This window comes from Loktanella fryxellensis (genome assembly GCF_900110065.1).
Classification (GTDB): domain Bacteria; phylum Pseudomonadota; class Alphaproteobacteria; order Rhodobacterales; family Rhodobacteraceae; genus Loktanella; species Loktanella fryxellensis.
In genome coordinates, this window is sequence record NZ_FOCI01000003.1 from 24,000 (window position 1) to 46,219 (window position 22,220).

A 22,220-nucleotide genomic window follows, 5' to 3' on the forward strand; every position below is an offset into this window, starting at 1 on the left:
AGGGTCGATGCTGAACACACTGTCGGGCCGCTTCCTGATCCTGACCGTCATCTTCGTGATGCTAGCAGAGGTGTTCATCTTCGTGCCATCCGTCGCGCGGTTCAGGCAGGACTACCTGCTCGACCGGCTGGAGCGGGCGCAGATCGCGTCATTGGCGGTCGAGGCATCAGACATGATCTCGCCCGATCTGGAACGCGAGCTGCTGAAGAACGCGGGCGTGTTCAACGTGGTGTTGCGCCGTGACGACATGCGGCAACTGGCGCTGTCCTCGCCGATCCCGGACGAGATCGCCGCGACCTACGACATGCGCGACCCGTCCGGTCCGGTGCTGATCCGCGATGCCATGGCGACGCTGCTGGATGCGGACCCGCGCATCATCCGCGTGATCGGCAACCCGGTGCAGGGGGCCGGTGTGCAGATCGAGGTCACGATGATGCAGATGCCGTTGCGCACGGCGATGCTCGAATACGGCCTGAACGTGCTGCTGCTCTCCGCCGTCATCTCGGTCATCACGGCGCTGCTGCTGTTCCTCGCGGTGCAGGCGTTCCTCGTGCGCCCCATCAAGGCGGTGATCGGGCAGGTCCTGAGCTATGCCGAAGCGCCAGAGGATGCCCGCCGCATCATCGAACCCCGTGCGGGTGTGCGCGAGTTGCGCGACGCCGAGGTGGCCCTGCAGACCATGCAGACGCAGCTGACCGGCGCCTTGAAGCAAAAGGATCGGTTGGCCCAACTGGGCGGGGCCGTCGCCAAGGTCAGTCACGACCTGCGCAACATCCTGACCTCGGCCCAGCTCTTTACCGACCGCATCGAAGGGTCCGACGATCCGCTGGTCAAGCGGATGGCGCCCAAGCTGGTGGGATCCATCACCCGCGCGGTGCACCTGTGCGAAAGCACGCTGGCCTTCGGCCGCGCGGACGAACCGGCCCCCCGCCTTGCGCGCGTGTCCCTGTCCCAGATCGTCGACGACGTGGTCGAGGGCGAGCGTCTGGCCGCAGGCGACTATGCGCTGTCTTTTGCCGAGGACATCCCAGCCACCATGACCCTTCGCGCGGACGGCGAGCAGATCTTCCGCGTGCTGTCCAACCTCGTGCGCAATGCCCGTCAGGCCATCATGGCGACGGGCAAGCCCGGCGAAATCTGCCTGCACGGCGAGGAGGACGACACCGTCTGGCGCATCACCGTCACCGACACCGGACCCGGCCTGCCGCCCAAGGCGCGCGAGCACCTATTTCAGCCGTTTCAGGGCGGCGTGCGCAAGGGCGGGGCAGGGCTGGGGCTGGTGATCTCGGGCGATCTGGTGCGCGGCCACGGCGGGCGGCTGACCCTGCAGGACACCGGCGATGCGGGGACGACCTTCATCATCGAGATGCCAAAGGCGGACTTTGCCCTTGCCCCTGCGGCAGCCTGACGATTTTTGCGTTTCAGGCTTGCGCCCCTCCCGCGGCTTGGCTAAACGGCCCCTACGCGGATTGGTAGCTCAGTTGGATAGAGTACTTGACTACGAATCAAGGGGTCGGGGGTTCGAATCCTCCCCAGTCCGCCATTTAACTTCCTGATAACGCAGACGCGCGGCGTAAGCTGCGGTACGCGAGCGACTCGCCCTGAACGGACACGTTGGGGGGTGGCGGAGTGCGATTGAAGCACCCGGTGAGCTGTTTACCATACTCTCTCGGGTGCATCATACAGTCTGAACTGTCATATCCTCGACGACCTTCGTCACAGCCCTTGAATTGAGCTGGTCGGCGCGCGCTGCGCCAGCCTTTGCCGTCACCCGGTGACGATTTCGGTCCGTTCGCGCTGAGCGAGCTCGCTGTACAGACTTCGCATTGGCCGCCCCATGCGAAGTCCCCGCATTGCTGTGCGGCCTACGGACGAACGGGCCGCGACAGGCCGGGCACGCGCAGCTGCCTGCCGATCGGGCCATAGCGGACCCTTTGACTGCGAATGAAAACCCGGACCGCCATCATCACGTCCCGACGCCGGACCGACTGCCCGTATCGAGGCGCTCTGCGGTCGTGATGACGATCCCGCTGCGGCCATCCCAGACCCCCCATTACGTGTGAAGGATGCCCCGAAACCTGACCGACAAGCCGAACGCCATCGCATGATCGAAGCCCTTGCGAAGCGATGCCGCGGCATGATGGACGCGGGGCAGGGCGACGCAGATCGGAACCGACCCGGCGCGGACACCACCGTCGCTGGCATCTGTCGGAACAGCGTGATCGTCGAAGAGCTCAACATCGCCGTGGACCAGACCGACAGGCAGTCCGTCAGACGGTTCGCTGGCACCGCGGATCGGTGACCCTGATCCTGCCGCGGCGCTGCCTGCATGGCCGGCGCCGCCATGTCCGCCACCCGCAGCCGCTGGACCGTCACAGGGTTGGCACGTCTGCCACTGATTCTGTGGCCCGGGCAACGGCCGGACCGAACGTCCACGGCGCGGGCCGTGGTGCCGCATTGGCGGTCTGGCCCGACATCGCAAGCGAAGCCGCCATCCCGCATGACGGCGCGACGCGCTTTGGACGGAGCATCGCCGTGCCGGTACGCATGGAGGGGTGGCGGGTGCCCTGCATCGCCCGTGCAAAACGGCAGGGCCGTGACACTGGCGACCATCGGGGAGAGGGGATCGTCAAGACGGAGTGTGGGAAAGGCAGCGTCGGCGGAGGCCTAACACGTCAAGAGCGTGGAGTGTTGCTGATCCCGCACCAAGCCGCACGAAGCCGCTTCCGCTCGCTCTACCGTGCACCGAATGCTCCTTTCCGTGGCAAGAGCATGACGGGTTGCGGCGGACGACTGCGGATCGGCGCGCCCTGACACGCGGTCAGGCCGTCCATTCCGGGTCGGTGGTAAAGATGATGCTCAGCCAGCGGTCGGGGCCCTCCTCGCCGATCTGATGCCCGATCCTGTCGCGCAGGGCGTCCCACTGTTCCAGCGGCACGGCGGGGCGGCCGGTGGGCACGATGAAATAGATCTCGATCTGCCGCGCGCGCCCGATCCGGGCCACGTAGGTGCGAAAACCGGTAAAGCCTTCGGCGGCGGCGATTGCGGCGGCGACCCGGTCGACGTCGGCCCGCAGCGTGTCCGGCGTGATCAGCAGGATGTCCGAGAACGCCTGACGGATCGTTGGAAACGGCAGCGGGATCACGATCAGGCAGACGATGGCCAGGGCTGCGGGATCGACGAAAGGAAGGATCCACGCCAGCGCCGTGCCTTCCACCGCCATCGCCGCGCCAAAGGCCACCACAAGCGCCGCGCTGATACCGCCCGACATGACCCAGCCCCTGACATCCAATGCGACGAAGGCCGAGCGGATGGTGCGATTGGCCCGTGCGCCGATCGCGGCGACACAGAAGCACACGACCGTCGCCACCAGCGCATAGATCAGCGCCACGTCGAAGGACAGCATCCGGCCCCCGTCGCGCAACACGATCACCGCATTCATCAGGCCGTACGCCGCGACGCCGACCAGCAGGATGCCGTTCAGGCCCAGCACCATCGGCTCCAGATGCCAGAAGCCATAGCTGAACCGCCGCTCCAGCCGCTTGTTCGCCATGGTCGCTGCGGCATGGGATTTGATCAGGCCGACGACGATCAGCGCCACGCCGCTCATCACCGCGTCGAGCAGCGCATAGATGCCGTCGAAGGTGATCGCGAACGACCGGGTGATCAGGCCCACGGCGATGCCGAAACCGGCGATCGCTATGGTCGCAGCGATCGACAGCTTCAGCAGCCCTTCCTCTGTCAGCCGTGTCTGCTGCTGCATCGTGGCGTCACCCGTGTCGCGGGGGTCGCACGCCCCATGTCGCAGGGTATGCGGGCGTCTGCGCATGGGGCAAGTGCCAGTTGCGCGCGGCGGGGCGCTATGGCGGGCACGAACCCGGTGCCGCGCCTATTTCCGCGATGGCGGACGGCAGCGCGATGACGCGGCCTTGGCCGGGCGTCCGCGCTGCTGTCAGGTCCAGCTGTAGAGCTCGATCTTGTCGGCAATCAGGTTATAGCCGATCTCGGCCAGCGTGGTCGTCTGTAGCTGGGCGTTCAGCGTGCCATAGACCCAGATCGCGTCCCAGATGTCGTCGCCGGGCCACGGCGTCTGCGTGGTCACGAACACCAGCTGGTTCGGCGGCGGTGGCGGCACGTGGATGCAGGCCCCAAGGTAGGGCACCAGCAGGAACTCGGTCATGCCGTCCGCGCCGATCTGCAACGGCGTGATATAGCCCGGCATCCTGATCTGCTTGCCGTCCAGCGCCGTATTCAGCTTGACCCCGTTCTCGTCAAAGATGGGCGCCCATGTGTCGTTGGCCTCGTCCATCTCGCCCTCGCCGATGATCTCGGCAAAGGGGACGCCGGGGGGCACCAGATCGTCCCATGTGATCTCGGTGTAATCCTCTGGCGCGGTCTGCGCGCGGGCCATCGCGGGCAGCAAAAGCCCGCTGCCGGCCAGCCCCAGACCGAACTGCCGGCGCGTCAGGGTCGTCTTGGGGATCATATCTTCACCATCATTCCATCGGCCAACGACAATCTATAGGCGCGCAGGGCCGGCACAAGGCTGGCCACCGCCGCGGCCAGCACCACCGCGCCCAGTACGGCGAACTCTTGCGCATGCGGGGCCGCGATGGGCAGCCACAGCCCGAACGCCGCATCAAACAGCGGCTGCGCGATCCACAACCCGGCATAGAGCAGCATGAACCCGAGGATCGCGCCAAGGGCGGCCATCACGACAGCCTCCAGCACGAGCAGGCTCAGGATCGTGGCCGGGCGGGCGCCCATCGCACGCCATATCGCCATTTCGCGGCGGCGTTCGTTCAGGCTGGACAGGATCATCGCCATCATGCCCAACAGGGCGGTGACGACGACCATGCCGGATACGGCGACCAGCGCCGTTTCGGCCACGCCGACGATCTGCCACAATTCCTGCAGGGCGACGCCCGGCAGCACCGCCAGCAGCGGTTCCTGCGAATAGTCGTTGACCCAGCGCTGCAGGCCGAAGATCTGCGTGCGCTGATCCACGCCGACAAGGGCCGCCGTGATTGCGGACGGCGTCAGGTCCATCGCCCGGATCGTCTCGACCGGGGTGGCGGGCCCCGCGGGCCCGCCCAGCGCCACGCCGCCCTGCTGCCAGTCCACGTGGATCGCCTCGATCGCCTCGAGGCTGACGATCACCGTCCGGTCGACCGGCGTGCCGGTCTTTTCCACGATGCCTGCGACGCGGAACGGCTGGTCGTCGTGATCGGTAAAGGACGCCACGCCATGCGACACCACGATGGCATCGCCCACCGCATAGCCCAGGGCCTGCGCCACGTCCGCGCCGATCACCGCGTCATAAAGGTCGTTCAGGCCCGCACCCTCACCGATGACCAGATCGCGGTCGCCGCGATACTTGTAGCGGTCGAAGAATGCGGGCGTCGTGCCCATCACCCGGAACTGCCGGTGACTGTCGCCGAGCGAGATGGGGACGATCCAGTCCACCTCCGGCCGGGCGGCGATGTCCTGATAGCTGTCCCATGTGACATTGTTGGTGGCGTTGCCGATGCGGAACACGGAATAGAGCAGCAGTTGCACCGACCCCGACCGCGCCCCCACGATCAGGTCGGTGCCCGATATGGTGTCGGCGAAACTGGCGCGCGCGCCCGTGCGCACCTTTTCGATGCCGAGGAACAGGGCCACCGACAGGGCGATGGCCAGCACCGTCAGTCCCACCGTCAGCGCGCGTGCCATCAGCGACCGTGTGGCCAGACGCAGGATCATGCGGCCACCCGTGGCGTCGTCACGATGTCGCGCAGATGCACGGTGCGGTCGAAGCGGGGTGCAAGGCGTTCGTCGTGGCTGACCATCAGCAGGGCCGCGCCTGCCGCGCGCAACTGGCCGAACAGCAGCGCAAGAAAGGCGTCCTGCGTGGCGGCGTCCAGCGCGCTGGTCGGCTCGTCCGCCACGATCAGCGGCGGCTGCCCGATCAGCGCGCGCACGACGGCGACGCGCTGTTGCTGGCCCACGCTCAGGCGGCCTGCGGGGCGGGTCACGATGTCGTCGGGCAGGCCGATGGCGGCGCACAGGCGCTGCACCTCGGCCATGACGCAGCCGCCCTTGGCGGCCCGCGCGCGGCGCTGCGGGGCGAACCGCAGGGGCAGCAGGATGTTGTCGGCGACGCTGGCATAGGGCAGCAGGTTGAACTGCTGAAAGATCACGCCGATGCCTTCGGCGCGGAACCGGTCGCGGGCCCCGGCGCGCAACGCACCCAGATCGGTGCCACCGATGCGCACCTGACCGGGCCCCGCCGCCACGATGCCGCAGATCAGCGACAGCAGCGTGGACTTGCCGGACCCGCTCTCGCCCAGCAGCAGGACCGTCTCGCCCTGACCAAGGGCGAAGTCCGGGCAGCGCAGCGCAAAGCCGTCGCGGCCCGGCCACGCAAAGCGCAGGTCTGTCAGGGCGAGGGCGGGGTCTGTCATGGGGCGGGGTCGGTCATCAGGCGGGTCCGTGCGTCAGTTCAGCGTCAGTGTTGCGGCGTCGCGGGTGATCGCGGCGCTGCCGGCGCCGGTGGCGGTCACATACTGCGCTTCGATCTGCATGGCACCCGCAAACGTGTCGAAGAACGGGAAGGTGATGGTGTCCAGCGCATCCGGTGCGTCGCAGTCAAAGGCGTAGGTCGCGTGGAACGCGGTGTGGCCGTCGCCCTCCGCCGCGTGGTCGTCAGCATGATCGTGGTCATGCGCGTTGGCAGCGTCCTCGGCATGGTCGTGCGCATCCGATGTCTCGGTTGCGTGATCCGCATCATGGTCATGGTCATGGTCGCCGCCGTCCAGATGCGCGGCGGCTTCCGTCAATCGGCACCCGGCCTCCTCTGGCAGGGCCGCGATGCGATCCGCCTGCAGGAGCGCCGCGATGGCCGTGGCGACCGCATCCTTGTCCGCGCCCGTGCTGGCGGGATACTCAAACCCGACGATGTCCATGCCGGGGGCCGTCAGATCCATGGTCACAATCCCACCGTCGACGGCCAGATCCAGCGTGCTGGTGCCATGGACATGGGCGTCCAGTTCGCGCGTGTCCTGCGCAAGGGCGGGGGCGGCGGTAAGGGCGGCCATCATGGCCAGACCGAGACGTGTCATGGTGTCATCCTTTGGAACGAGCGACGGCAGTGTGCCTGCGTTATGATATAACATAACATATGCCTTTCGCGCATTGCCGGCAACCGCGATAGTGGCCCGTCGGGCGAAAGACCGGGCGGGACGCGGACGTGCGGTCCTCGGAACGGGGTGGCCTGCTGGTATCCTGCCCCGGCGTCTGCGACAAACCCGTGAGGCACGCGCCGGCCTTGCCCGTCTGGCAAGCCGGTTTGCCACCGGACAGGCGCGAATCCCGACCCTGAGAGGACGACTCATGACGAAACCCGACGTGTTGATGCTGCATCCCCTGCGCGACGCCGCCATGGCGCAGTTGCGCGACCGCTATACCCTGCACCGCTGGGACGAGGCGGCGGACAAGCCCGCGTTTCTGGCTGAGGCTGGGCCGCTGTGCCGCGCGGCAGTGGGTTACGGCCATGCACCGCTGGATGCGGCCATGATCGACGCCCTGCCGGCGCTGGAAATCGTGTCCTGTGCCTCGGCGGGCTACGACACCTTCGACGTGGCGGCGCTGGCGCGGCGCGGGATCGCGCTGACCAATGCCTCGCCCGCGCTGTGCGACGACGTGGCGGACACGGCGATCATGCTGCTGCTGGCCGCACGGCGCGGTCTGATCCCCGCCCACGCCCATGTGAAGTCAGGCGACTGGGGTGCCAAGGGCGCGTTTCCGTTGCAGACCAGCCTGTCCGGGCGCGTGCTGGGGGTCGTCGGCATGGGCACCATCGGGCAGGCCATCGCCACGCGCGCTGCGGCGATGGGGCAGGACGTGCGCTATTGGAACCGCAGTGCGCGCGACGTGGCGTGGACCCGCGTCGACGACCTGACGGACCTTGCGCGACAGTGCGACGCGCTGATCGTGATCGTGGCAGGCGGCGCGGGCACGCAGGACCTGATCGACGCAGCCGTCATCGCGGCGCTGGGCCCGCAGGGCCTGCTGGTCAACGTGGCGCGGGGATCCGTCGTGGACGAGGCGGCGCTGATCGCGGCGCTGTCGGACGGCACCCTGGGCCACGCGGCGCTGGATGTCTTCGCGAGCGAGCCACATGTCGATCCGCGCCTGACCGCCTTGGACAACGTCACGCTCTATCCGCATCACGCATCCGGCACGGCCACGTCGCGGGACGCCATGGCGCAGATGGCGGTGGACAACCTCGACGCGCACTTCGCGAACCGTCCACTGGTGTCGCCGGTCGATCTGGCGCGCGCCCCGGGCTAGGCGGGGGCGGTCAGGCAGATGCAGCCTCAGGGATGCTGTGCCGCGTCTTGGTCCGTCGTCTTCTCGGCCATGTGGGCGGCCAGATCGGCGATCATGTGGCTGATGTGGTGGTCCGACACCGTATAGAACACATGCCGCGCCTGCCGTACGGCGCGCAGCAGCCGCGCGGTGCGCAGCAGGCGCAGGTGGTGGCTGACCAGCGGTTGCGACAGGCCCAGTTCGCAGGCGATGGCCCCGACCGACCGGGGGCCGTCCATGCAATGCATCACGATCCGCAACCGCGTCGGATCGCCCAGCAGGCGAAAGGCATCGGCCAGCAGCGACAGCTGATCCGGTGTCAGGGCCGGGATCACCGTCACGCCCGGTGCCCGGCCAAGGCGGCTGCGTGCGCGTCGTCGTGCTGGGCCCCCAGCAGGCTGCAGTGCCCGTCGGGGCCGTCGTTCCAGTCGATGGCGACGGTCGGATGCTCGATCCCGAAGGTCGACGCAAGGACCGCCTCGACCGCGCGCGCGACGGCGCGGGCCGCCGCATCGGTCCGGGGCCGCACGCGCAGCGTCGCCATGGTCCGCCCGCTGGTGATCTGCCAGACGTGGACGTGCCCCACCCCCGCCAGATCCGGCACGGTCGCCAGCAGGTGTCGTGTGATGATGGCGGGGTCCGCACCGTGCGGCGCGCCTTCCAGCAGGATATGCAACGTGCTGGCCAGCAGGCCCCATGCGCTGCGCAGGATCAGCAGCGACACCAGTACCGACAGGATCGGGTCGATCGGCGCCCAGCCCGTCAGCAGGATCACCACCGCCGCCGCGATGGCACCGACCGACCCCAGCAGGTCGCCCGCCACATGCAGGATCGCACCCCTGATGTTGACGTGATCGGTGTCGCCGCGCGTCATGATCCAAAGCACGACCAGATTGACGATCAGGCCGCCGACGGCGACCAGCATCATCGGGCCTGCCAGCACCGGGCCGGGGTCGCGCAGGCGGGCGACCGCCTCGACCAGGATCCAGCCCACGATCGCGAACAGGCTAAGCGCGTTGACGAAACCCGCGATCACCTCGAACCGCAGATAGCCGTAGGTGCGCCGTCCGTCCGCCTGTCTGCGCCCCATGACGAACGCCGCATAGGCCAGTGACAGCGCGGCCGCATCGGTCAGCATATGGCCCGCATCCGCCAACAGCGCGAGTGAGCCCGACATGAGGCCGCCCACGACCTCGACCAGCATGAAAGCGAAGATCAGGCAGAACGACACCAGTACCTTGCGTGCGTTCGCATCGGACACGGTGGGTGCGTGGCTGTGACCGTGCTGGTCGCCATGCGCATGCGCATGTGCGTCGTGATCGGCATGTGGCATCCGGTTCTCCTCACTTCTGACGTATCAATGCATGTTTATATGTCATGGTCCAGACATTGCATGTCGGCCCATGCTTGCGTCCGCTGGGACCTGCGACAGCACCTTGTGCACTTTCGATACAAAACAGCCACGGTTGCCCGTCCGGCAGCCAGTCCTGTCACGATCCCGATCCCGGACGGCCACGACGGCGGCGATCCTTCGCCATTCGGATCATCGTGCTATGTCGTCCAGGACACGCAACAAAAGGACAGCGCCATGATCCTCTATCTCGTTACCGCCGCCCTCTTCCTCGTGATCGACGCGATCATGCTGTCGCTGGTCATGAAACCGCTGTTCACCCGCCATCTGGGCGACGCGATGCGCGACAGCCCGATGCTGGCGCCGGCGGGCCTGTTCTATCTGGCCTACGTGGCGGGACTGGTCTTTCTCGTTTCGGTTCCGGCACTGCGCGATGCGGCACCCGGTCGGGCGGCCTTGCATGGCGCGATCATCGGCGCGATGGCCTATGGCACCTACGAATTCACCTCCATGTCGATCATGAAGGCGTGGTCGTGGCAGATGGTCGCGACCGACACGCTGTGGGGCGCGGTTTTGACCGGGTTCTGCGCGTGGGCAGGTGTGGCGCTGTTGCTGCGGCTGCAGGGCTGAGCGTCCGACGCTCGGCGGGGGGCGCAACGGGCGGTTGCGGCCCGCGCCGGCATATATAGTATGAATGTTCCGCATGATCTTTGTGCAGATCATGAGTTTGCTTATCGGCACGCATCGTCCTATCTGACGGAGAGGCACTTCTGGTGCCCGTCGTCGTTTGATCGGAGCCCCGCCATGACCGCTGCCCCCACGCCATCGACCGCTTTTGCGCGCATCCGCGCGGCTGCCGCCGAGCGCATCCTGATCCTCGACGGGGCCATGGGCACGCAGATACAGGCGCTGGGCTTTGGCGAGGACGAGTTCACGGCGCATGGTGCGGGCTGCGCGTGCCATCCGCCGATGTTCGGCGACGCGCCGCATCCGCAGCAGGGCAACAACGACCTGCTGATCCTGACGCAGCCGCAGGCGATCGAGGATATCCACTATGCCTACGCCATGGCGGGCGCGGACATCGTCGAGACGAACACCTTTTCGTCCACCACCATCGCGCAGGCCGACTACGGGCTGGAGCATCTGGTCTATGACCTGAACTATCACGGGGCCCGCCTCGTGCGGCAGGCGCTGGACCGGGCGACGGCGCAGGATGGGCGCGAGCGCTTCGTCGCAGGCGCGCTTGGGCCGACCAACCGCACGGCGTCCATGTCGCCCGACGTGAACAACCCCGGCTACCGCGCGGTCACCTTCGATCAGCTGCGCGTGGCCTATGCAGAGCAGTTGCGCGGCCTGATCGACGGCGGTGCCGACCTGATCCTGATCGAGACGATCTTCGACACGCTGAACGCCAAGGCCGCGATTTTCGCCTGCGAAGAGGCGTTCGCGGAACGCGGCATCCGGTTGCCCGTGATGATTTCCGGCACGATCACCGACCGGTCGGGGCGCACCCTGTCGGGGCAGACGCCGACGGCGTTCTGGCACGCGGTGCGCCATGCGGACCCGCTGACCATCGGCCTGAACTGTGCCTTGGGTGCGGCAGAGATGCGCGCGCATCTGGCAGAGCTGTCAGTGGCTGCCGACACGCTGATCTGCGCCTATCCGAACGCAGGCCTGCCCAACGAGTTCGGAGAATACGACGAATCCCCCGATTTCATGGCGTCGCAGATCGCCGAGTTCGCCCGCGACGGGTTGGTGAACATCGTTGGCGGCTGCTGCGGATCGACACCCGACCACATCCGCGCCATCGCCGCCGCCGTGGCGGGTCACGCCCCCCGCGCGATCCCGACCCATGTGCCGCAGATGAAGCTGTCGGGGCTGGAGCCCTATACGCTGACCCCCGACATCCGCTTCGTCAACGTGGGCGAGCGTACGAACGTCACCGGGTCCGCCAAGTTCCGCAAGCTGATCACCAACCGCGACTATGCCGCCGCCCTCGACGTGGCACGCGAGCAGGTGGAGAATGGTGCCCAGATCATCGACATCAACATGGACGAAGGGCTGATCGACAGCAGACAGGCGATGATCGAGTTCCTGAACCTGATCGCCGCCGAACCCGACATCGCCCGCGTGCCCGTCATGATCGACAGCTCCAAATGGGAGGTGATCGAGGCGGGCCTGCAATGTGTGCAGGGCAAGCCCATCGTCAATTCGATCAGCATGAAGGAAGGCGAAGAGGCCTTCCTGCACCACGCCCGCCTGTGCCGCGCCTATGGCGCTGCCGTGGTCGTCATGGCCTTCGACGAGCAGGGTCAGGCGGATACCGAAGATCGCAAGGTCGAGATCTGCACGCGCGCTTACCGACTGCTTGTCGATCAGGTGGGCTTTCCGCCTGAAGACATCATCTTCGACCCCAACGTCTTCGCCGTGGCGACGGGCATCGAAGAGCATGACAACTACGGCGTCGATTTCATCAACGCCACGCGCCGCATCCGGGCGGACCTGCCGCACGTTCACATCTCTGGCGGGGTGTCGAACCTGTCGTTCAGCTTTCGCGGCAACGATCCGGTGCGAGAGGCGATGCACGCCGTGTTCCTGTATCATGCCATTCAGGCGGGCATGGATATGGGCATCGTCAACGCGGGGCAGCTGGCGGTCTATGACAGCATCGACCCCGACCTGAGCGCCGCGTGCGAGGACGTGGTCCTGAACCGCACGCCTGCGGCGACTGAACAGATGCTGGAGATCGCCGAACGCTTCAAATCCACCGGCGCGAGAGAGGCGCGCGTCCGCGATCTGGCGTGGCGCGACTGGACCGTGGAAAAGCGTCTGGAACATGCCCTGGTGAACGGCATCACCGAGTTCATCGACGCGGACACCGAGGAGGCGCGGCTGACTGCCGAACGTCCGTTGCACGTCATCGAAGGGCCGCTGATGGCGGGCATGAACGTGGTCGGCGACCTGTTCGGTGCGGGCAAGATGTTCCTGCCGCAGGTGGTGAAATCCGCCCGCGTGATGAAGCAGGCCGTCGCCGTCCTGCTGCCCTACATGGAAGAGGAAAAGCGCCTGAACGGCGGCACCGGGCGCGAAAGTGCGGGCACCGTGTTGATGGCGACCGTGAAGGGCGACGTGCACGATATCGGCAAGAACATCGTAGGCGTCGTGCTGGCGTGCAACAACTACGACATCATCGACCTTGGCGTGATGGTGCCGGCGGCCAAGATCCTCGAGGTTGCGCGCGAGCGCAAGGTGGACATCATCGGCCTGTCGGGTCTGATCACGCCGTCCTTGGACGAGATGGTGCATGTCGCCGCCGAGATGGAGCGCGAGGGCTTCGACATTCCGCTGATGATCGGTGGGGCGACCACTAGCCGCGTGCACACGGCGGTCAAGATCGACCCGAAATACAACCGTGGTCAGACCGTCTATGTCACCGATGCCAGCCGCGCCGTCGGTGTTGTGTCGGCCCTGCTGTCGCCCGAGCAGAAGGGTGCCTACCTCGACGGCATCCGCGCCGAATACGTGCAGGTGGCAGAGGCCCACGCCCGCGCCGAACGCGCCAAGACGCGCCTGCCGCTGGCCGCCGCGCGTGCCAACGCGATGAAGATCGACTGGTCCGACTACCGTGTCCCTGCGCCATCGTTCCTCGGCACCCGCGTCTATCAGGACTGGGATCTGGCGGACCTCGCGCGCTACATCGACTGGACGCCGTTCTTTCAGACGTGGGAACTGAAGGGCGTCTATCCCAAGATCCTCGACGACGAACGCCAAGGCGAGGCGGCACGCGCCCTGTTCGCCGATGCGCAGGCGATGCTGGCGCAGATCATCGACGAGAAGTGGTTCACGCCCCGCGCCGTGGTCGGGTTCTGGCCCGCGAATGCCGTGGGCGACGACATCCGCCTGTTCACCGACGAGGGGCGCGACACCGATCTGGCCACGCTGCACACCCTGCGCCAGCAGGTCAGCAAGCGTGACGCGCGGCCCAATCTGGCGCTGGCGGATTTCGTGGCCCCGGTCGGCACGCCGGATTACGTCGGCAGCTTCGTCGTCACGGCTGGTATCGGTGAAATCGCGATCTCCGAACGGTTCGAGACTGCGGGCGACGACTTCAACGCGATCCTCGTGAAGGCGCTGGCCGACCGGTTCGCCGAAGCCTTTGCCGAGCGCATGCACGAGTTGGTCCGGCGAGAGCTGTGGGGCTATGCCCCGGACGAGGCGCTGGAGCCGACCGATCTGATCGGTGAGCCCTATCGCGGTATCCGCCCCGCACCGGGCTATCCGGCGCAGCCCGACCACACCGAAAAGACGACGCTGTTCAGCTTGCTGGATGCCGAAAATGCAACGGGCGTGCGCCTGACCGAAAGCATGGCGATGTGGCCGGGATCATCTGTTTCCGGCCTCTATCTCGGGCACCCGGATGCGTATTACTTCGGCGTGGCCAAGGTCGAATTGGATCAGGTCCACGATTACGCCGCCCGCAAGGGGATGCCCGTGGCAGAGGTCGAACGCTGGCTGGGGCCGATCCTGAATTATGTCCCGCAGCAGGGCGATGCGCCGTCAATGGCTGCGGAATGATGCGGTCGTGCCTGTGCGGCTGATCTGACGCAGGCAAGGGGGCACACGTGCGGTTCATGGACTTCAGCTCTTGGCAGAGCATCCTGACGACCCTGCTGGGTGTCGCGCTGATCGCGCTGATCGGTGTGGGTATCCGCGTGCTGATGATGCTGACCATCCAGCAACGCCAGCAGCGCATGAACCGGCAGATCAACGAACGGCTGCGCACGTTGATGGCGGCCTATCGCACGCTGGGCGGGTCGTTCACCGGCGAGCTGACCGTCGATCCCGCCCATTTGCGCGACCTGCGCACGGCAGCCGCAGTACCCGACGCCACGACCGGCAGTGCACCGCCCGCCGACGCCCCACCCGACCGCCCGCGCCGCATCCGCGATGCGGTCGAGGCGGCCTTGGCGGACATCCTGTTGCTGGGCACCGAGGAGCATGTCCGGCTGGCGGGACAGGCCGCGCGCGACATGGCCGCAGGCCGGCCGATCCACACCGCGGATCTGGTGATCAGTCTGCGCGACTTCATCCGCGAGGCGCTCGACCTCGACCCGATCCCAGACGGCGTGGCGATCCCGTTGCAGGGCCCGACGCGCCCGCAGGGCAGCGGCGGACGCGGTGGCAAGGGCGACGGTGCCGGTCGCGGCGGCGGTGGCGGTGGCGGCGGGGCAGGGGGTGGCGGTGGTATGTGCATGGGCCCCCGTGCTGACCGCGCCGACACGCCGTCCGGCTGATCAGCCACCGGGTCCGGCGCCCGGGCAGACCCCGCCAGATGCCAGCGCTTGCGCCGGACCGCGCCCATGGCTGCCCCGCCCCGTCGGTCCATCCGCGCACGGCTCCGGCTTCGGTTGTGCGACCCGGCATGGTCGCCGCGTTTCGCGGTGACCCGGCATGGTCGCCGCGTTTCGCGGTCTGCCTGAATCTTCGGCATTCGCGCCGCAGCCGCCCGGGGGTGCCGACCTTGTCCGCCACAGCAGCACCTGCACCGACGCCGATGAAGAAAAGTTGCGCAGAAAATCATCGACATATTGCAGAACCGGTCTTAACCGGAGCATTCTGCACTGCGGCAGAGGATGGATGATCGCGACCCTATGACCCAGAACATCTTGCCCCACCTGACACGCCGCGCCCTTCTTTGCTTGGGCAGTTCCGCCCTGGCCGTGGGCGTCGTGACACTCGGTTTGCCGGGGCGTGCGACCGCACAGGCCGAATCGGTTCCGGCGCAGGCACCCTTCACGTTCGAGACGCTGGTGGAGCGCGCACGCGCGGCGGCGGCGACGGAATATGCGGCACCGCAAGCCCTTGGTCCGCCGTTCACGGATCTCGACTACGACGATTATCGCAACATCCAGTTTCGCGACAACCGCGCCCGCTGGGCGGGTGTTGACGCGGCCGCGATCCTGCAGGCCTATCATCCGGGCTGGCTGTTCGACAGCACCGTGTCCCTGTCCGAGATCGTCGACGGTCAGGCCCGCCCGCTGACCTTCACCGCCGAGGATTTCAACTATTTCGGCGACACGGCGACCGACATTGCGACCGACATTGCGGCCGGCACGCAGCTGCCGGGCGTGGCCGGCTTCCGTCTGAACGTGCCGCTGAACGCGCCGGACCGCTTTGACGAGGCCGTGTCCTTCCTCGGGGCCAGCTATTTCCGCGCGCTGGGGGCGGGCAACCACTACGGCCTGTCGGCGCGCGGCCTTGCCGTGAACACCGCCACGTCCGAGGCAGAGGAGTTTCCCCGCTTCAGCGCCTTCTGGCTGGAACGCCCGGTCGTGGGCGCCACGATGCTGACGTTCTATGCCCTGCTCGACAGCGAGTCGGTCACGGGTGCCTACCGCTTCGTGCTCCGCCCCGGCGAGACGACGACGATGGACGTCACGACCGAGCTGTTCTTCCGCCGTGACGTGGAACAGCTTGGCATCGCGCCGCTGACCTCGATGTACCTCTTCGGCTCCAACGACCGCGTCGCCTTCGACGACTACCGCGAGCGGGTCCATGACAGCGAGGCGCTGATCGTCAATTCCGGCGCGGTGCCGCTGTTCCGCCCGCTGAACAACCCGCCGCGGCTGGCCAATTCCTATTTCAGCGCCCAGTCGCCAAAGTCCTTCGGCCTTGTGCAGCGGCACCGTGACTTCGAGGACTTCCTCGACGCCGGTGCGCAGTATGAACGCAGGCCCTCCCTCATGGTGGAGCCTTTGGGCGACTGGGGCAATGGCGCCATCCGTCTGATCGAGATTCCGTCCGACCTCGAGGCGAACGACAACATCGTCGCCTTCTGGGTGCCGGAAGGTGATTTCGTGGCCGGGTCGGCGCTGAGCATCGGGTATCGCCTGCACTGGGGATCGAACCCGCCGGGTGCGGTGTCGCAACTGGCGCAGGTGTCACGGACGCTGACCGGACATGGCGGCGTCGCCGGCATCGCACCGCGCACGGACCTGCGCAAATTCGTCATCGACTTCGTCGGCGATACGCTGATGGAACCTAATCCCGAGTTCCCGGTTGAGGCGCGTATCAATGTTTCCGGTGGCGAGGTGGTTGGCGAAGTGTTGCAACGGGTCGATGGCGAAGACCGGATGTGGCGGCTGATCATCGACGTCAGAGGTGAAGGCGATGCAGGTGTGGAAATGTCGGCCAGTTTGATTGCGGGTGAGACGCAACTGACCGAAGCCTGGATTTATCAGTGGTTGAGAGAATGACCCAAGTGTCACGCAAGTCGAATGAGGCCCCCACGATCCACCAATCGTTCGCGCCTGCGGACGTGGCACCCCGTGTCGCACCGCTGGACCTGCCGCGGCAGGTCCTCGAGCAACAGGAAGAGGCAGGCGCCCTTCAGGGCATGATCGACATGGTCGCGCGCCTGTGGCCGCGCAGCGCCTGACGTGCAGGGCCATCTGCGGCGGTCACAGGCCCGGTTGTGCCGCACGGTCGGACTGCTGTTCGCGTTTTTCTGCGCGGCGGCGGCTGCTGCCACCCTAGCACAGGCCGGGCTGAACACCGGTTTCGATCCGTGGGATGCGGCTGCGGTCGGGCTGATCGCGCTGACCACCGGTTGGCTTGCTTGGGGTGCCGGACAGGCCATGATGGGCCTGCCCGACCTTGGCCCGATGCCGGATCCCGCATTGTCCGGTGGCGCGTTTCCCCCGACGGCGATCCTGGTTCCCATCTGCAACGAGAACCCGGTCGAGGTCTGTGCGCGGATCGCCGCCATGCGGCAGTCGCTGGCGCAGGCCGGTGTGCCTGCGCATTTTGCCGTCCTGTCCGATACATCCGATCCCCAAGCGCTGCTGGCCGAAGCGGCGGCACTGGCCCCCCTCTTCAACGACAACGACGGTCCGAACCCGGTCTATTACCGCGTTCGCAAGGACCGTCGCGGCCGCAAGGCCGGCAATGTCGAGGATTTCATCCGCACCAGCGGCGGCGCCTATACCTATGCGGTGTTGCTGGACGCCGACAGCCTGATGGAAGGCGAGACGATCCGCCACCTCGTGGCCCGGATGGAGGCGGAGCCGGGCATCGGCCTGCTGCAGACGCTGCCCAAGATCGTCGGTGCCAGCGCCCTGTTCGGGCGCGCGATGCAATTCTCTGCCAGTTTCCATTCGCCCGTCTTCGCGCGCGGGCTGGCCCGGATGCAGGGCTATGCCGGTCCGTTCTGGGGCCACAACGCCATCGCCCGCGTGGACGCGCTGGCACAGTGCTGCGGTCTGCCCGAACTGTCGGGACCGCCGCCCTTCGGCGGCACGATCCTGAGCCACGATTACGTCGAAGCGGCCCTGCTGGTGCGTGGCGGCTGGCGGGTCGAGATGGACCCCCGCATCGAAGGCAGCTTCGAGGAGGGGCCGGAGAACCTGCTGGCCTTCGCCCGCCGCGACCGGCGCTGGTGTCAGGGCAACCTGCAGCATGTGCGCCTGTTGCGCGCGCCCGGCCTGCGCGGGTGGAGCAGGTTCGTCTTCGTGCAGGGCATCATGTCCTATCTGGTGTCGGTCCTGTGGGGCGCGTTCCTGATCGTGTCGCTGCTGGCCGCCGCCACGTCGCGCAACCCGGATTATTTTCCCGACGCCTACCAGTTGTTCCCCGTGTTTCCCGACGACCGCACGTTCCAGATCATCGCACTGGCCGTGGGCATCGGCGGTCTGCTGGTCCTGCCGAAGCTGGCGATCTTCTTTGAATCCGTGCTGTCGCGGCGGACAGGCGGCTTCGGTGGCACGGTCCGGTCGTTCTTTTCAGTGACGTGCGAGACGCTGCTGACCTCTCTGATTGCGCCCATCATGCTGATGTACCAGACCCGTGCCGTCGTCGAGGTGCTGTCGGGCCGCGATGGCGGCTGGCCATCTACAGCGCGCGGCGAAGGCCGCCTGACCCTGACCGAAGGCTGGATCGCGGGCCGCTGGATCGCCGCCTGGGGGGCGGGGGCCATGGTCTTTGTGCTGTGGCTGACGCCGGGGCTGATCTGGTGGCTGATGCCCGTGACCGTGCCGATGACGCTGGCACCGGTGCTGATCACCCTGACGTCGTGGGGCATCGGGCGCAGCCTGTTCGTCGTGCCGCAGGAAAGACTGACCTCTCCCGTCGTGGCAGCCTATCGCAGCCGCCTGTCGCGGATGATCGAGCCGGAAGGACTGCCGCATGGCCCAAACACCCGTTCGGCCTGACGCCAAGCTTGTCCCGATCCGGCAGGGTGTCGTCGCACCGTCGCGCCCGCGCGACCCGCGCATCGACGCATTCCGCGGTCTGGCGTTGATGATGATCGTGATCGACCACATGCCCGGCAATCCGTGGGAAGAGATCACGGTGCGCAACATCGGCTTTTCCGACGCGGCAGAGGCGTTCTTCATCATGTCCGGCATCGCGGCGGGGATCGCCTATTCGCCGGGTATCGCGCGCTGGTTGAACGGCGCAGGCAGCCTGTGGCCCGCGATGGCACCGATGTGGCGGCGGGCATGGCAGCTTTATGTCGTGCAGATCCTGCTGACCGTGCTGGCGCTGGCGCTGTTCGGCTGGGCGGCCAGCACCTTCGTGCGGGCCGAATTCCGCGACATGCACAACCTTGCGCTGATCTACGAACAGACCGGACCTGCATTGGTGGGACTTGGGACGCTCGGCTATCAGATCGGCTATGTGAACATCCTGCCCAGCTATATCGTGCTGCTGATCGCGGCCCCCTTCGTGCTGATGGCCGGGGTGCGTGCGCCGTGGCTGACGGTGGCGGCCAGTCTTGTGCTGTGGTTCATCGCCGGGGCGCAGGGTTGGAATATTCCCAATCATCCCGGCGGCGGTGGCTGGTTCCTGAGCCCGTATCAGTGGCAGGCAATCTTCGTGATCGGTCTGGTCATCGGCATCCGCCACCGGCAGGACCAGCGGCTGGTGCCCGTGCATCGCGGTCTGTTCTGGGGGGCGGTTGCGTTGCTGGTGTTCATCTTTGCGTGGCGGCACCTGCCGGGGCTGGCGCCGATCATGAACCACAAGATGGCGCAACTCAGCTGGCTTGGTGCGCCGTCGAATATCACGACCCATAACAAGACGATCCTCGCGTTTCCACGGTTCCTGCACATCCTGGCACTGGCCTATGTGCTGTCATGCCTGCCGCTGGTCACGCGCCTGTGCGCCCATCCCATCGCGGCACCCCTGCGGCTGATGGGCGGGCACGGGCTGCTGGTGTTCGGTCTTGGCACGATCCTGTCGCTGATCGGGCAGATCATCATGGACGTGTTCGCCGGTCAGGCGTGGCTGCCGTGGGGTCTGCCGCCCGTGGGCGTGTTGCTGTGCTACGCCGCCGCCGTAGTCGCCGAGGCGGCGCGCCGGGCGAGTGCATCCGCCCAGCGCGCGCGCGTCACCCCGCCTCAGCCGGAGGGGGGCGACAGGTCGGCCCCGGTCACGGCCAGCGCAAAGGCATAGGTCCGCGCCGCGTCCGCCAACGCCGCGAACCGCCCAGTCTGGCCGAAGTGGCCGGAGGTCATGTTCGTCCGCAGCAGCAGCACGGCGTCGTCGGTCTTGATCACGCGCAGGTGGGCGACCCATTTCGCAGGCTCCCAATAGGTCACGCGCGGGTCGGATACGCCAGCGGTCACCAGCATCGGCGGATAGGCCTGAGCGGTCACGTTGTCATAGGGCGAGTAGCTGCGGATGGTGTCGAACGCCGCGCGGTCGGTGATCGGGTTGCCCCACTGCGACCACTCGCCCGGCGTCAGCGGCAGCGTGTCGTCGAGGATGGTCGACAGCACATCGACGAAGGGCACGTCGGCCACGGCCCCGGCCCAGAGCTGCGGCGCCATGTTCAGCACCGCGCCGACCAGCAGCCCGCCCGCAGAGCCGCCGTTGATGACGATGCGGCCCTGCGCGGTGTACCCTTCGGCAATCAGGTGCCGGGCGGCCGCGATGAAGTCGTGGAAGGTGTTGGGTTTGCCTGCCCCCTTGGCGGCTTCGTACCACGCGCGGCCACGCTCCTCTCCGCCGCGCACATGGGCGATGGCATAGACGAAACCGCGGTTCACCAGCGACAGGCGGTTGGCCGAGAAGCCTGCTGGCATGCTGGCCCCATAGGACCCGTAGCCATAGAGCAGGCAGGGTGCGGTGCCGTCGCGGGGCGTGTCGCGGTGGAACAGCAGCGTGACGGGCACCGGTGCGCCGTCGTGTGACGGGGCCGTGGTGCGCACCGTGACGTAATCCGCAGGATCGTGCCCCGACGGGATCACCGCCGTCTTGCGCAGGGTGCGCAGGCCCGTGGACAGGTCAAAGTCGTAGACCTGGCTTGGCGTCGTGGGCGAGGAATAGGTGAACCTGAAACCGTCGGTGGCATAATCGGGGCTCGGGTCGCTGCCCAGCGCGTAGGCATCCTCTGCGAACCCGATCACCTGCGCGGTGTCGATGGGCGCGCCGCGTGCCACATAGCAGATGCGTGGCAGGGCATTGCGCCGCTCCATCCAGATCGTCCAGTCACGGTAAGCCGACAGGCTCACGATCATGCGACCGTCCTCGGCCGGGATCAGGTCGGTCCAGTGGCTCCGGGACGGTGTGGCGACTGGCGTCGTCATCACCTTGAAATCCACCGCCCCGTTGGCGTTGGTCAGGATCAGCAGGTGGTCGCCCTGATGCTCGACCTCGTATTCCAGCCCGGTGGTGCGCGCCTCGATCAGCATGGGTGCGACGGTGGGATCCACGGTCGGGATCAGGTGAACCTCGTTCTCGTCGTTCATGCCGGTGTTGATCGTAACATAGGCGCCCGACCGCTGGCGACCGACGCTGACGTGATAGCGGGTGTCGGATTCCTCATAGACCAGCGCGTCGGTGGCGGGATCGCTGTGCAGGGTGTGGCGATAGACCCGGTTCGGATGGTGACGCGCATCGACGCGGACATAGAACAGCGTCCGCGCATCCGCCCACGCGACGGATGCCACGTCGGCGATGTGATAGGGCAGGTCGCGCCCGGTGCCGATGTCGCGCAGGTTCAGTTGATAGAACTCCGACCCGTTCACGTCCGCCGCCCATGCGAGCGTGGCGTGATCCGGGCTGACCTGCGTCTGGCCGAGCGAGAAATACGCCTGCGCCGCAGCTTCTGCCGTCACGTCGAGCAGGACCGTCTCTGCGCCACCCGCAGCGGGCGTGCGCAGGATCAGCGGATATTCCGCCCCGGCGGCAAAGCGCACGCTGTAGGCATGGTCGCCGTGGACGCGCGGCACGCTGCTGTCGTCCTCCTGAATGCGGCCGCGCATCTCGGCGATCAGCCTGTCCTGCAGGGCGGCGGTGGGGGCCATGGCGGTGTCGTAATAGGCATTCTCGGCCCGCAGGTAGTCCGCGATGTCGGCGGGCAGCACGGTGGGGTCGCGCATCGCGTCCTGCCAGTTCCCGGCGCGCAGCCAGCCGTAGTCGTCGTGCAGATCGACGCCGTGCACGGTGGTCGTCACCGGGCGGCGGGCGGCTTGCGGTGCGCCGGGCGGGGCGGGCAGGGGGCGGGTCATGGCGG

The 22,220-nt window shown here is 67.1% G+C and carries 18 protein-coding genes and 1 tRNA gene; 11 read left to right on the plus strand and 8 right to left on the minus strand.

Annotated elements, in window-relative coordinates; translation table 11 throughout:
- Positions 1-7 precede the first annotated feature (7 nt).
- The 3 genes from BMX16_RS03490 to BMX16_RS03500 all read left to right on the plus strand — a co-directional run bounded on the left by BMX16_RS03490 (position 8) and on the right by BMX16_RS03500 (position 2,302).
- Positions 8-1,408, plus strand: coding sequence for a sensor histidine kinase (locus BMX16_RS03490; protein WP_089898773.1), 1,401 nt, complete (start codon positions 8-10; stop codon positions 1,406-1,408).
- Positions 1,409-1,466: 58 nt separating this feature from the next.
- Positions 1,467-1,543, plus strand: a tRNA-Arg gene (locus BMX16_RS03495).
- 561 nt (positions 1,544-2,104) lie between these two features.
- Positions 2,105-2,302 (plus strand): hypothetical protein, encoded by a 198-nt coding sequence (locus BMX16_RS03500; RefSeq protein ID WP_089898776.1) that lies wholly within the window; start codon positions 2,105-2,107, stop codon positions 2,300-2,302.
- A 519-nt stretch (positions 2,303-2,821) separates the two neighbouring features.
- Here BMX16_RS03500 and BMX16_RS03505 read toward each other — a convergent pair.
- From BMX16_RS03505 to zrgA, 5 genes are all read right to left on the minus strand, one after another.
- Complete coding sequence (locus BMX16_RS03505) at positions 2,822-3,763, minus strand: cation diffusion facilitator family transporter (RefSeq protein ID WP_089898779.1); 942 nt, start codon at positions 3,761-3,763, stop codon at positions 2,822-2,824.
- Positions 3,764-3,952: 189 nt separating this feature from the next.
- Complete coding sequence (locus tag BMX16_RS03510) at positions 3,953-4,486, minus strand: DUF3299 domain-containing protein (protein ID WP_089898782.1); 534 nt, start codon at positions 4,484-4,486, stop codon at positions 3,953-3,955.
- Complete coding sequence (locus BMX16_RS03515) at positions 4,483-5,745, minus strand: ABC transporter permease (RefSeq protein WP_089898784.1); 1,263 nt, start codon at positions 5,743-5,745, stop codon at positions 4,483-4,485. Before BMX16_RS03515 ends, BMX16_RS03510 begins: the two co-directional genes overlap by 4 nt.
- Positions 5,742-6,446: an ABC transporter ATP-binding protein gene (locus BMX16_RS03520; protein ID WP_089898787.1), complete on the minus strand. Its 705-nt coding sequence runs from the start codon at positions 6,444-6,446 to the stop codon at positions 5,742-5,744. The genes BMX16_RS03515 and BMX16_RS03520 overlap by 4 nt, the downstream gene beginning before the upstream one ends.
- Before the next feature lie 33 nt (positions 6,447-6,479).
- Complete coding sequence (gene zrgA, locus BMX16_RS03525) at positions 6,480-7,103, minus strand: zinc uptake protein ZrgA (RefSeq protein ID WP_089898790.1); 624 nt, start codon at positions 7,101-7,103, stop codon at positions 6,480-6,482.
- A 271-nt stretch (positions 7,104-7,374) separates the two neighbouring features.
- Here zrgA and BMX16_RS03530 point away from each other — a divergent pair, with 271 nt between their 5' ends.
- Positions 7,375-8,334, plus strand: coding sequence for a 2-hydroxyacid dehydrogenase (locus BMX16_RS03530; RefSeq protein ID WP_089898793.1), 960 nt, complete (start codon positions 7,375-7,377; stop codon positions 8,332-8,334).
- A 26-nt stretch (positions 8,335-8,360) separates the two neighbouring features.
- Here BMX16_RS03530 and BMX16_RS03535 read toward each other — a convergent pair whose 3' ends face one another.
- Positions 8,361-8,693 (minus strand): ArsR/SmtB family transcription factor, encoded by a 333-nt coding sequence (locus BMX16_RS03535; RefSeq protein ID WP_089898796.1) that lies wholly within the window; start codon positions 8,691-8,693, stop codon positions 8,361-8,363.
- Positions 8,690-9,685, minus strand: a complete 996-nt coding sequence (locus tag BMX16_RS03540) for a cation diffusion facilitator family transporter (RefSeq protein ID WP_089898798.1) — start codon at positions 9,683-9,685, stop codon at positions 8,690-8,692. Before BMX16_RS03540 ends, BMX16_RS03535 begins: the two co-directional genes overlap by 4 nt.
- A gap of 255 nt (positions 9,686-9,940) precedes the next feature.
- On the opposite strand from BMX16_RS03540, the gene BMX16_RS03545 reads away from it, so the two are divergent.
- The 7 genes from BMX16_RS03545 (at position 9,941) to BMX16_RS03575 (ending at position 20,155) form a co-directional block, all read left to right on the plus strand.
- A complete protein-coding gene (locus BMX16_RS03545) occupies positions 9,941-10,333 on the plus strand; it encodes a DUF2177 family protein (protein WP_089898801.1) in 393 nt (130 codons plus the stop codon).
- A 174-nt stretch (positions 10,334-10,507) separates the two neighbouring features.
- Positions 10,508-14,278, plus strand: coding sequence for a methionine synthase (gene metH, locus BMX16_RS03550; protein WP_089898805.1), 3,771 nt, complete (start codon positions 10,508-10,510; stop codon positions 14,276-14,278).
- A gap of 56 nt (positions 14,279-14,334) precedes the next feature.
- On the plus strand, positions 14,335-14,997 hold the full coding sequence (locus BMX16_RS17535) for a hypothetical protein (RefSeq protein ID WP_089899200.1): 663 nt from the start codon (positions 14,335-14,337) through the stop codon (positions 14,995-14,997).
- Between the two features lie 357 nt (positions 14,998-15,354).
- Positions 15,355-16,959 (plus strand): OpgD/OpgG family glucan biosynthesis protein, encoded by a 1,605-nt coding sequence (locus BMX16_RS03560; RefSeq protein WP_089898808.1) that lies wholly within the window; start codon positions 15,355-15,357, stop codon positions 16,957-16,959.
- Positions 16,956-17,141 (plus strand): hypothetical protein, encoded by a 186-nt coding sequence (locus BMX16_RS03565; protein ID WP_089898811.1) that lies wholly within the window; start codon positions 16,956-16,958, stop codon positions 17,139-17,141. Before BMX16_RS03560 ends, BMX16_RS03565 begins: the two co-directional genes overlap by 4 nt.
- 1 nt (position 17,142) lies before the next feature.
- Positions 17,143-18,912, plus strand: a complete 1,770-nt coding sequence (gene mdoH, locus BMX16_RS03570; protein ID WP_089898814.1) for a glucans biosynthesis glucosyltransferase MdoH — start codon at positions 17,143-17,145, stop codon at positions 18,910-18,912.
- Positions 18,887-20,155, plus strand: a complete 1,269-nt coding sequence (locus BMX16_RS03575) for an OpgC family protein (protein ID WP_089898816.1) — start codon at positions 18,887-18,889, stop codon at positions 20,153-20,155. Before mdoH ends, BMX16_RS03575 begins: the two co-directional genes overlap by 26 nt.
- Here BMX16_RS03575 and BMX16_RS03580 read toward each other — a convergent pair.
- Complete coding sequence (locus tag BMX16_RS03580; protein ID WP_089898819.1) at positions 20,101-22,215, minus strand: S9 family peptidase; 2,115 nt, start codon at positions 22,213-22,215, stop codon at positions 20,101-20,103. The genes BMX16_RS03575 and BMX16_RS03580 overlap by 55 nt on opposite strands.
- Positions 22,216-22,220 lie beyond the last annotated feature (5 nt).